Origin of the sequence: Serratia sp. N21D137, from assembly GCF_047530005.1 — a bacterium.
Classification (GTDB): domain Bacteria; phylum Pseudomonadota; class Gammaproteobacteria; order Enterobacterales; family Enterobacteriaceae; genus Chania; species Chania fonticola_B.
In genome coordinates, this window is record NZ_JBLJAJ010000025.1 from 75016 (window position 1) to 84736 (window position 9721).

Below are 9721 nucleotides of genomic sequence, written 5' to 3' on the forward strand. Positions count from 1 at the left end.
GCCTAGAGGCTGCAAACCCGGTTCTTACCGCTTTTCTTCGCCGTATACAGGGCGTTATCCGCCAGGTTGACCAAGCTCAGCGGCGTATCGTTATACGGATGCGGGACTTTAGCACTGGCACCGATGCTGGCGGTGATCATCCCCAGGGGGCTGCCTGTGTGGGCGATCTTTAACTGCCGGATGCCCTCCAGAACCCGTTCGGCAAAGGCGATTGCGCCTTGAAGATCGGTATCCGGCAGAATAATCGCCAGCTCCTCTCCACCGTAACGCGCCATCAGATCGCCAGGGCGGTTGACCATGCTTTTCAGCATGCGCCCCAACTGTTGCAAACACTGATCCCCAGCCACGTGGCCGTAGATATCGTTAAACTGTTTAAAATAATCAATATCCAGCATCAATAGGGCTACGCTGCGATCGTTACGCGCCGCCCGCGTCATTTCGTTTTTTAGCGCGATATCAAACTGGCGGCGGTTGGCAAGGCCAGTCAAGCCATCTAACAAGGCCAGTTCTTCCAGCGCGTGGTTCATCAGCGTCAGTTGATCACGGGTGCGCACCAGCTCGACTTCGGTCTGTACGCTCTGGTTAATCTGACGTATCAGCACCAACCCCAGGGCCAACAGTATGGACAGCAGGACTCCTCCACCTAGTGCAAAAAGTGACGCATCGTTGCGCCAGTCGGCCAGAACGTCTTTTTTCGACAGCCCGGCGGTGATCACCAGTGGATAGCGTTCCACCCGCGAATAACCATATATCCGTTCAACATTGTCGAATTGTGAGAGCATGGTGACGTTGCCAAAGGACGAATGCGGCAGAACTTCGCGGAAGAAAATGCTGTGGGAGATGTTTTTCCCGATGGCATTCTCATTGTAAGGGCGGCGGTACAAAACGGAGCCGTCAGCCAGTATCAGGCTGAGTGAGGCATCGTTGTTAAGGGCAAAGGTGTTGTAAAACTGGCGGAAATAATCGACATACAGCGTCGAAATGACCACGCCGGCAAAGCTGCCGTCCGCAAGGTTCAGGCGGCGCGATACCGGGATAACCAAATCGCCGGTCGAGCGGCTGCGGATCACCTCGCCGATATAAATCATATTATTGTTGTGGGTGAGGTGGTATTTAAAGTAGGCCCGGTCAGCATTATTGGCATGGCTGAGGGGTTTACCGTTGGACGTCAGGATCCAGTTGCCCTGAGCATCATAGATAAAACTGCCATGCAGTTGCGGAAAGTTACTGGCCTGAGTCTGCATGATTTTTTGCAGGCGTAAACGCTGGGGTTGGCCTAAGCCATCGGTTTCAATGCGTTCGCCAAGATCGACCAGGTTACTGTCTACCTGCGCAAAGGTATCTTCGGCATGTTGCGCCAGCGATCTGGCCAGATTCTGCGAGTCATTTTCGGCAATCTGCAGATTGCGTTGATGAGCGTTCCAGATTTGCCAGGCATTGAACATGATTAAGGTGAGCACGACGATAATCACAAACACGCCAGCCTGATAGAGTAACGGCGAGTTTTTGTTTTTCCCGGATAATGGTTGTTTTTGGGGCGGGAGCTGGGGTGCTAGCATAGCATTCCTGTCATGGAATCAGTTAGGTACGGGGATTGCGAACAATCTTAACCCTTCTATTTCCATCTTGCATGTTCCGTTATATTTCCGGGATATGTTCAGCATAAATTGGTATCGGGGGGGCGCATGGCAGCATTATCTGACGCTATGATGCAGGTTTTACTGATACTGGCGGTATATTACCCGTTTACGCTTCTGGCGCTGGCCGGATTGATGATTATCGCCTACCAGCGGCGCAAAGCACCTTTCTGGCGGTTGGCTCTGGTATTGTTGCTGGTGTTGTTTGTCTTGTTCTCACTGGTGGCTGCTAGCTGGCATCGTTAGCGTTGGGCAGTGCCTATCCTCACAGCCAGGCACTGCACCGTGCGATTACTCGACGTTGACCATCCAGTTGACACCGAACTTATCGGTCAGCATGCCAAAGCCCTTGGCCCAGAAGGTCGGTTGGAAAGGCATGGTGATGGTGCCACCTTGGGCTAGCCGGTTAAATACCTCGCCACCTTGCTCGACGCTCTCACTGCGGATCGACAGTGAATACCCTCTATGTGTCTGCCCGCTTGAGTCGGCCGGGCATCCATCCGATGCCATAATGACGTTATCCCCGATCACCAGCCTGGCATGCATAATCGAGTCAGGGTCGGCATTGGACGGCCCATTTTGCTGCTCCTCTGCCGGGATATCTTTGTAACGCATCATGATTTCTATATTGCCGTTTAGCTGCTGGGCATAAAAATTCACCGCTTGCTCACAGTCACCGGCAAAAAACAGATAGGGTTGAATCAGCATGGCTCCTCCTGTTTCTTTCACATAAACAACAGCGCAGCGGAACCATCCCACACGGCGGCCAAGGTATAAACCAAAACCAAAAACAGCATGAAAGGGGGGTTGCTCATGGCGCTATCCTCGGTCGAAGTTCGGTTAAGCATCATTGAGTATAGCTGATTATCGCCACTCAATATGACAGCTGGATGAAAATTGCACAAATTACACGCAGTGATTTTCAGACTGCAAGAGGTAGGTAACTCGCTGATTTTTGACTATAGTAGTAAGGTACAGAGATGTAAATACTGTCAGCGGGTGGTCGCTGGCGGACAACGTCTTGATAATGGCATTGCCAGCAAGTTCGGGCAACGGGTTAATGAGGGAGAGTAAAAATGGGTATCATTTCCTGGATCGTTTTTGGGTTAATCGCCGGTATTTTGGCCAAGTGGATCATGCCGGGTAAAGACGGTGGCGGCTTCATCATGACCGTGATCCTGGGTGTGGTGGGTGCGGTTGTCGGCGGCTATATCAGTACCTTCTTCGGTATGGGCCGGGTTGATGGCTTTAACCTGGGCAGCTTTGTGGTTGCTGTTATCGGTGCCCTGGTGGTGCTTTTTGTCTACAGAAAGATCAGAAGCTAAGCCGGGTTCGATCAGCTGGGGTCGCTGCGGCGGCCCTTTTTCTTTTAAATACGATGAACGTACAGCGTTTGAGAAGGGGATAGCGATGGGATTACTGGATGGGTTAGTCGGAGCATTGAGCGGTGGCAAAGGAATGGATTACAGCGCCATCTTGCAGTGGGTTGAACAGCAAGGTGGCCTGCCGGCTATCCTGGACAAATTCCGCCAGGGAAATTTGGCGGACGTGGTCGCCTCCTGGATCGGCACGGGTGAAAATCAGCCAATCAGCGGTGAACACGTTGAGCAGGCGTTAAGTACCGATGCCATTGCACAACTGGCAGGCAAATTGGGGATCGATCCGGCACAGGCTTCTGCTCTGATTGCCCAGTATTTGCCGATGATCACCGATAAACTGTCACCCAATGGCCAGGAGCCACAGGGCGGCGATCTGATGAGCGCCGGGATGGATTTGCTGAAAGGTAAACTGTTCGGCTGATATGGGACTGCGACGGCACCACGGTCAATTGAGGGACACAGCCTAGCCCTCCGGTTTATGGCCGGAGGGTTGCCATTACAGCGTCAGCATAATTTTACCGATATGCGCACTAGACTCCATCAGGGCATGGGCCTGTGCGGCTTGCTCTAACGGGAAAGTCTGGAAAATCTGCGGCTTTAACTCCCCGCGTTCCAGCAACGGCCACACTTTCAGCTCCAGTTCGGCAGCGATCTGGGCTTTATCTTCCACACTGCGCGGCCGCAGCGTTGAGCCGGTATGGGTCAGGCGCTTAAGCAGCAGTGGCATCAGGTTCAGTTCCTTCACTATGCCGTTTTGCGTGCCGATTTGTACGATACGCCCGTCCATTGCGGCGGCACGGTAGTTCTTCTCCACGTAATCCCCCGCGATCAGATCGACGATGACATCGGCTCCTTTGCCGTTGGTGGCGGTTTTGGTCAGCTCGACAAAATCTTCAGTGCGGTAGTTGATGGCGACGTCGGCACCTAATGCCAGGCTTGCCTCACGCTTTTCTTCAGAACCAACGGTAGTGATGACATAGGCGCAGAACGCTTTAGCCAACAGGGTGGCAACCGTGCCAATGCCAGACGTGCCACCGTGGATCAGCACGGTTTCCCCGGCCCGAAGATGACCACGTTGAAATACGTTGACCCAAACGGTGAAGAAGGTTTCCGGCATGGCGGCCGCTTCAATCATGCTGAGGCCTTTCGGGACCGGCAGCGCATTGCTTTCATGCACCTTGCAGTATTCGGCATAGCCTCCACCGGCGATCAGAGCACATACTGCATCACCCGGGGCATAGCGTTGTACCCCAACGCCAACGGCTACCACCGTGCCAGCAATTTCCAACCCTGGAATGTCCGAGGCGCCCGGAGGTGGCGCATATTGCCCACGACGCTGCAGAACATCCGGGCGGTTGACGCCGGCGGCAGCGACTTTCACCAGTATTTCACCCTGGCCCAATACCGGTAACGGGCGCTCCGCACTCACCAGAACCTCTGGTTCGCCCGGCTGGCTGATTTCGATGACCTTCATTTTTTCAGGTAGTTGTGCGTTGGCTGACATGCCGTTCTCCTTGATCAATCTGCGTATTCGGGGTATTCCCGGCTGGATTATCTTATAGGGATAACAGAGTTGGCATGTGTGCGAAAGGGCGGTTTTGTCTAGACAAGCAGAAATACCGCCGCAGAGGGGCAGTGGATCAGTCGTTTGGTGGGATACGAAAACCTTTCAGCGAGACGATAAAGTGCTTTTTGCCTTTGGAAATCTTGGCACCCTGATCGCACCACAGGCTGGCGAGCTGGAAAAAATCGTCGCTGTCAATGTCATAGGCCAGCTCAATCTTTTTCGCCGATCCTGAACGGATTAGCGTCTCTGCCTGCTGGTGATTAATGGCTTTTACGGTGTTCATAGGCGAAATCCTTGGTGTTAACCCGGAGCGGATAATCGCTAGCCATCATATGGCTGGATTGTGACATTTTTGTGATGGAAATATGACGCTGGGCCGTTTTGCGGCTTGGCGCCCGTTTTCTCATGATCCTGTCATGGGTTAAATTTGGTGGCAAGGAGGTTCAGATTTAGTATGAGCGCAAACCTTTTGAGCAGACAATGGATTATGACCAACAAAGTGCGAAAGCAGACCCTGCGCCAGCGTAGCTATCAGCTGTTGTTCAGCAACCAAACCCGCACTGGGCGCAGGATGCAGCTATTTTGGGTGAGCACGGCGCTGCTCAGCGTGCTGTTGCTGTTTATCGAACCCGGCGGCAGCTCGCTGTATACTCCTAATGCCCAAGTGTTGTATCAGCTGTTTTTGGCGGAGGTCTTTTTCACCACCCTTTTTACGGTGGAGTATCTGTTGCGGCTTTGGTGCACGCCGAGTAAAGAGCGCTATGCCATCAGCTTTTTCGGTATCGTCGATCTGCTGACGATGTTGCCGATGTATATCATCTGGATATTCCCGCATATGGCGGTGGAGTATATTGCTCTGCTGCGTGTATTGCGGATCCTGCGCGTGTTGCGGGTGTTGAAACTGTTGCGCTACATGAGTGAGATGAGCATTGTCTGGCGCAGTATCAAGCTGGCGCGCCATAAGCTGATCCTGTTCTTTGGTTTGTCGGCGTGATGCTGTGCGTATTTGGTGGCTTGATGTACGCGGTGGAGGGAGGCAGTGGTGGATTTACCAGCCTTGGCGCATCGATGTATTGGGCGGTAGTCACGTTAACCACCGTGGGCTACGGTGATATTGTGCCCCACACACCATTAGGGCGGATGCTGGCTTCGGTGCTGATCCTGGTAGGGTATTCGATTATTGCGGTGCCTACGGGGATCCTGACCGCCTACATGTCGCAGGAGATGCAGCGCTATCGGGAACAGCGCCATTGTGCACAATGCGACCGCGGTGGGCATGAAGCCGAGGCGAAGTTTTGTAAATTTTGTGGCGCTGCGTTACCACCATTGTCAGTGAAATCCGCAAGATAACGTCGATAATTTCGCCAGGTGGGAGCAAATTCTGTGCGTTCGATCTCCCTTTCCAGCCTCACGAGCTAAAAAGAGTTGCTATTATACGCCCGACATGAGTTAATGATTCTCGGCCTGTGGTACAGACCTATTTATGCACGACATTTTGAGTAAAGTAGTTCAAATTTAAAGCGTTATCCTTGATAGCTCTTCACTGACGAATTTCCTTTCTAGTGCCTCCATAAGTAACTGATGACCGGCTATTTCATGCCCATGGTGGCTTAAATTTTTTATTGAAGGAATTCAACATGTCTAACATGATCAAAGGTCAAGTGAAGTGGTTCAACGAGTCTAAAGGTTTTGGTTTCATCACCCCTGCAGACGGCAGCAAAGACGTGTTCGTACACTTCTCTGCAATTCAGGATCAAGGCTTCAAGACCCTGGCTGAAGGCCAGAACGTACAGTTCTCTATCGAGAACGGTGCTAAAGGTCCGTCAGCGGCTAACGTTACCGCTATCTAATCGGCCTCTCGCTGATTAACAAAAACCCGCCAAGGCGGGTTTTTTTGTGTCTGTGATATGAGCACGGTGGGGCGCAGAGACGTTTAACGCGCTATTCCAGAGGTCTGAAAGACCCTGTCTCAGTTCTGCTAAGCTTAATGGGGGGGCGTCGCATGATGGCTCAGAGGCGGAGTGCATTACGCAACGGTGGGTTCTTTTCGTCAACTGTAATAGACTGATATCCGGGATAAATAACGAGGTAGAGCATGAAAGTTAACGATCTGGTGACGGTAAAGACCGACGGTGGCCCTCGTCGTGAAGGGGTAGTGCTGGAAGTTGAAGTGTTTAATGAAGGCACGATGTATCTGGTGTCACTGGAAGATTATCCGGCGGGCGTGTGGTTCTTCAATGAGATCGATAGCCGCGATGGCACCTTTGTAGAATTGCGCAGCGCTGAACAGGATTAAATCTTTGCCTGCATTTACCTGCTTGCTGCTGGTCTGGCTGGCGGGCTTAAACCTGGCCACACTGTCATGCGGTATTGAAAGTCTGTCCAAATACCCGTAGCGGCAGCATTGCCGCTGAAAACGGGCGTTTTTCTGTCGAACTCTACACCACTGCGTTCCGCTGTCGCTTTATTTGGTCGTAATGGCTATCAACGGCTGTTGACGAAAATGCCGCTGGTAAGCGTGTCGGTCAGGCGGACAACATGGTAGATGATCTGCTTGTTGTGGGTTTTGATCTTTCTTTTGATGTTTCCCTTATGGGAAGAGACGGTTTTCACCTTGATCTGCATTTGATCGGAGATCTGGATGGTGCCTTGGCCGGACATCCTCATGCGCAGCATGTTTGACTCGGTTTGGCTTAGTGTGACAGGTGTCTGATCCAGCGAGCTTTTTTCCGGGCGAACCAGCTTTCTTTCGAGGTAGTGGTTAAGCAACTGACTCATGGTTTGCGGTTTAATCGATTTTGACGAGATGATCACGTTCTTGCGGACGTATAAATAATCGTCGAAATGTACGTTGGTGATGGCCATGAAAATAAAGAATAAAGTATCGGGATTAAGAGATATCACGCGTTTTATTCTTTCTGTCGCATCCGCTTCATGAATGAAGCAGTCTTCATTCAGGAATACCATATTAGGCTTAAGTTTGGCGCACTTCTCATGCAGGCCGTCGATATGATTGACGGCGCTAATCTGACGCTTTTTCATCCCGTGCGACGTCAGGTAGTCGGTTAATCCTAATCTAGTGTAACTGCATGAATCCATAATGATTATTGGCATAGAACCTCCCACTTAAGTCCGTTTCCACGCGGTTATAAAAAGAAAAGCCTGAAGATAAAAGGCTAAAAGTTATAAAAAAATCACATCTTATGAATGCAACTTTCTATCAATAAAACCGGCATGACTCAACGTCTTTTCGAATTATATTTTTAAATCTACCAAAAGCATCAGTTTAGCTTAAGTCGACTTATTATGCTGTGGCGATTTTGCGGCTGGAAATATCAGTAGGCGCCGGGTAGTCAGCCTTAAATTTGTTGCTAAGGTTAGCTATTTTCATCGTGGTACTATTTTCCGTTAATCAGATGATTCTTAAGAGTCTCTTATAGCTCGCAATGACGCCAGCGTTGGCGGTTTTTTGACTGATAGTATTGCTTCTGTTTCATCACCTGACGCCATTAAGTATTCTTATTCAATTGATTGTATCAATGTATTGGCTTAAATGGTAACGATTCTTAGTTACTTTTATACGCTTGAGGAAGGAGCTTATGATCGGAATCAAGTCAAAATAAGTAGTTCTGCTAACCATGGGGGTCGCTAATTAAATAACAATGGTAAATTATTTCATTTGTTAATTATTCATCAGTGAATAACTTATCCGCGACATATCGATTTTCCTGACGTATCTTACTGCGCAGAGGCAACGAAATGCTGCTAGAGGCGATTTCAACTCACAACCAGGAGGACGGGTGGACCACAATCAGTTTGGGCAACCCATAGGTACAGCGCTTGAGGGCTGGCAACCTGCGGGTGAACCGGGAAAACAGAATCTCCAAGGGCGTTTCTGCTGCTTGCAGCCGATGGATATCGCGCGCCGTGCCGATGAGTTGTTTCATGCCTACCAACTGGCGGAAGACGGGCGCGACTGGACCTATCTGTCTAGTGAACGTCCCACGGTGCCATCTGTTTTCCAGCAGTACTTGCAGCAACAGCTGGCAACCCAGGGAAGAAACACCTTGGCGGTGATAGATGCGACTACCGGTAAAGCGGTCGGCACCTGTGCTTTCTTGAACATCGACCAACCCAACGGGGTGGTTGAGCTGGGGATGATCAACTGGTCACCCTTGATGAAGCGGCGAGCGATGGGGAGTGAAGCCATCTTTCTGATGCTCAAGCATGCCTTTGACGACTTGGGCTTTCGCCGTTGCGAATGGAAATGCGATCGTCTGAATGCCCCCTCTCGCGAGGCTGCACTGCGTATGGGTTTCACCTTTGAGGGGACTTTTCGCCAGGCGATGACCAGAAAGGGGCGCAACCGCGACACGGACTGGCTATCCATCATCGATGGTGAATGGCCGGTATTGCGCGAGGCGTTTACCGCCTGGCTATCGCCGTTGAATATCACAACCGACGGCCAGCAGAAGCAAAGTCTCGCCACTTTCAGACCTCAGCCCGACAAGCCTGCATTGATGCCAGCGCCAAAGTAATATCCTGCTCTTCAGTCATCCAATTCACCAGAGCTGCCCTAATACCCGGTTGGCCCGCATAGCTTGTGGGCGTGCAGCGCACCACGCCGTGCCGATCCAGGCGATCGATGAATCTGTTGCGTGCGGCAGTGGCATCGCCTGTAACGCCCTTCAGCGCAAAACACACGATATTCAGTTCCACTGGGGCCAGCAGGCGGAAGCCTTCACTGGTCGCCAATCCGTCACCTAAACGTCGCGCCAACGTCACGTTACGCTCGACGATCTCCCGCATACCGCTGCTGCCGTAAGCTTTCAATGCCATCCACAAGGGCAGGGCGCGAAAACGCCGCGAGTTCTCGGGCGTCAGGTGCAAATAGTTGTCTGGGCGCAACGTTGAACTGACCCCAAGAAGTTGGACGGTTTAAAATTAAGCAACCATCAAAGCCTGCGTTCTGTACTCCACAGGGCTCAGGCCTTTGAGCTTCTGTTTGATACGATGGTTATTGTAGTAATCTATGTACATGTCTATCTCTTCAGACAGCTGTTCCACACTCTCAAAGCGTTGTAAATAATACAGTTCAGCTTTCAGATGGCCAAAGAAGTTTTCCATTACCGCATTAT

General features: G+C 51.2%; 12 protein-coding genes and 2 pseudogenes. 7 read left to right on the forward strand and 7 right to left on the reverse strand.

The features are described from left to right. Positions 1-2: 2 nt before the first annotated feature. Complete coding sequence (locus ACMV5H_RS18530) at positions 3-1559, reverse strand: diguanylate cyclase (protein ID WP_414822269.1); 1557 nt, start codon at positions 1557-1559, stop codon at positions 3-5. A 126-nt stretch (positions 1560-1685) separates the two neighbouring features. Between ACMV5H_RS18530 and ACMV5H_RS18535 the strand changes: the two genes are divergently transcribed. Continuing rightward, entirely contained in the window at positions 1686-1883 is a 198-nt protein-coding gene (locus ACMV5H_RS18535) for a hypothetical protein (protein WP_021805744.1), read from the forward strand. 45 nt (positions 1884-1928) lie between these two features. Here ACMV5H_RS18535 and ACMV5H_RS18540 read toward each other — a convergent pair whose 3' ends face one another. Further along, positions 1929-2345, reverse strand: coding sequence for a VOC family protein (locus ACMV5H_RS18540; protein WP_094983075.1), 417 nt, complete (start codon positions 2343-2345; stop codon positions 1929-1931). A 368-nt stretch (positions 2346-2713) separates the two neighbouring features. Between ACMV5H_RS18540 and ACMV5H_RS18545 the strand changes: the two genes are divergently transcribed. Together ACMV5H_RS18545 and ACMV5H_RS18550 are read left to right on the forward strand one after the other, a co-directional pair. Further along, positions 2714-2962 carry a GlsB/YeaQ/YmgE family stress response membrane protein gene (locus ACMV5H_RS18545; RefSeq protein WP_021805741.1) on the forward strand — a complete coding sequence of 83 codons (249 nt, stop codon included), beginning with the start codon at positions 2714-2716 and terminating at the stop codon, positions 2960-2962. 85 nt (positions 2963-3047) lie between these two features. Then, complete coding sequence (locus ACMV5H_RS18550) at positions 3048-3437, forward strand: YidB family protein (protein WP_021180899.1); 390 nt, start codon at positions 3048-3050, stop codon at positions 3435-3437. 75 nt (positions 3438-3512) lie between these two features. Here the strand turns inward: ACMV5H_RS18550 and ACMV5H_RS18555 are convergent, their stop codons facing one another. Beyond that, on the reverse strand, positions 3513-4520 hold the full coding sequence (locus ACMV5H_RS18555) for an NAD(P)H-quinone oxidoreductase (protein WP_021805740.1): 1008 nt from the start codon (positions 4518-4520) through the stop codon (positions 3513-3515). Positions 4521-4656: 136 nt separating this feature from the next. Continuing rightward, positions 4657-4866, reverse strand: a complete 210-nt coding sequence (locus ACMV5H_RS18560) for a hypothetical protein (RefSeq protein WP_021805739.1) — start codon at positions 4864-4866, stop codon at positions 4657-4659. Positions 4867-5154: 288 nt separating this feature from the next. Here ACMV5H_RS18560 and ACMV5H_RS18565 point away from each other — a divergent pair. The 3 genes and pseudogenes from ACMV5H_RS18565 (at position 5155) to dsrB (ending at position 6879) form a co-directional block, all read left to right on the forward strand. Then, positions 5155-5933 (forward strand): annotated as a pseudogene (locus tag ACMV5H_RS18565) (ion transporter). A 287-nt stretch (positions 5934-6220) separates the two neighbouring features. Further along, positions 6221-6433 (forward strand): transcription antiterminator/RNA stability regulator CspE, encoded by a 213-nt coding sequence (cspE, locus tag ACMV5H_RS18570; RefSeq protein WP_004946278.1) that lies wholly within the window; start codon positions 6221-6223, stop codon positions 6431-6433. A gap of 245 nt (positions 6434-6678) precedes the next feature. Then, positions 6679-6879 carry a protein DsrB gene (dsrB, locus tag ACMV5H_RS18575; protein WP_021180904.1) on the forward strand — a complete coding sequence of 67 codons (201 nt, stop codon included), beginning with the start codon at positions 6679-6681 and terminating at the stop codon, positions 6877-6879. Between the two features lie 188 nt (positions 6880-7067). Here the strand turns inward: dsrB and rcsA are convergent, their stop codons facing one another. After that, a complete protein-coding gene (gene rcsA, locus ACMV5H_RS18580; RefSeq protein WP_414822270.1) occupies positions 7068-7697 on the reverse strand; it encodes a transcriptional regulator RcsA in 630 nt (209 codons plus the stop codon). 686 nt (positions 7698-8383) lie between these two features. Between rcsA and ACMV5H_RS18585 the strand changes: the two genes are divergently transcribed. After that, positions 8384-9121 (forward strand): GNAT family N-acetyltransferase, encoded by a 738-nt coding sequence (locus tag ACMV5H_RS18585; RefSeq protein ID WP_115158097.1) that lies wholly within the window; start codon positions 8384-8386, stop codon positions 9119-9121. On the opposite strand, the pseudogene ACMV5H_RS18590 reads toward ACMV5H_RS18585, so the two are convergent. Next, positions 9075-9494: pseudogene (locus ACMV5H_RS18590) on the reverse strand (pyridoxal-dependent decarboxylase); the annotation flags it as partial. The gene ACMV5H_RS18585 and the pseudogene ACMV5H_RS18590 sit on opposite strands and share 47 nt — an antisense overlap. Positions 9495-9527: 33 nt before the next feature. Continuing rightward, positions 9528-9721: IS3 family transposase (locus ACMV5H_RS18595; protein ID WP_414822271.1), on the reverse strand; the 194-nt coding region annotated here is incomplete at its 5' end.

What these genes read in the sequence shown, in the direction of transcription:
- dsrB (WP_021180904.1), top strand. Translation starts at nt 6,679, where the DNA reads ATGAAAGTTAACGATCTGGTGACGGTAAAGACCGACGGTGGCCCTCGT.
- ACMV5H_RS18555 (WP_021805740.1), bottom strand. Translation starts at nt 4,520, where the DNA reads ATGTCAGCCAACGCACAACTACCTGAAAAAATGAAGGTCATCGAAATC.
- ACMV5H_RS18530 (WP_414822269.1), bottom strand. Translation starts at nt 1,559, where the DNA reads ATGCTAGCACCCCAGCTCCCGCCCCAAAAACAACCATTATCCGGGAAA.
- ACMV5H_RS18535 (WP_021805744.1), top strand. Translation starts at nt 1,686, where the DNA reads ATGGCAGCATTATCTGACGCTATGATGCAGGTTTTACTGATACTGGCG.
- ACMV5H_RS18540 (WP_094983075.1), bottom strand. Translation starts at nt 2,345, where the DNA reads ATGCTGATTCAACCCTATCTGTTTTTTGCCGGTGACTGTGAGCAAGCG.
- ACMV5H_RS18550 (WP_021180899.1), top strand. Translation starts at nt 3,048, where the DNA reads ATGGGATTACTGGATGGGTTAGTCGGAGCATTGAGCGGTGGCAAAGGA.
- rcsA (WP_414822270.1), bottom strand. Translation starts at nt 7,697, where the DNA reads ATGCCAATAATCATTATGGATTCATGCAGTTACACTAGATTAGGATTA.
- cspE (WP_004946278.1), top strand. Translation starts at nt 6,221, where the DNA reads ATGTCTAACATGATCAAAGGTCAAGTGAAGTGGTTCAACGAGTCTAAA.
- ACMV5H_RS18560 (WP_021805739.1), bottom strand. Translation starts at nt 4,866, where the DNA reads ATGAACACCGTAAAAGCCATTAATCACCAGCAGGCAGAGACGCTAATC.
- ACMV5H_RS18545 (WP_021805741.1), top strand. Translation starts at nt 2,714, where the DNA reads ATGGGTATCATTTCCTGGATCGTTTTTGGGTTAATCGCCGGTATTTTG.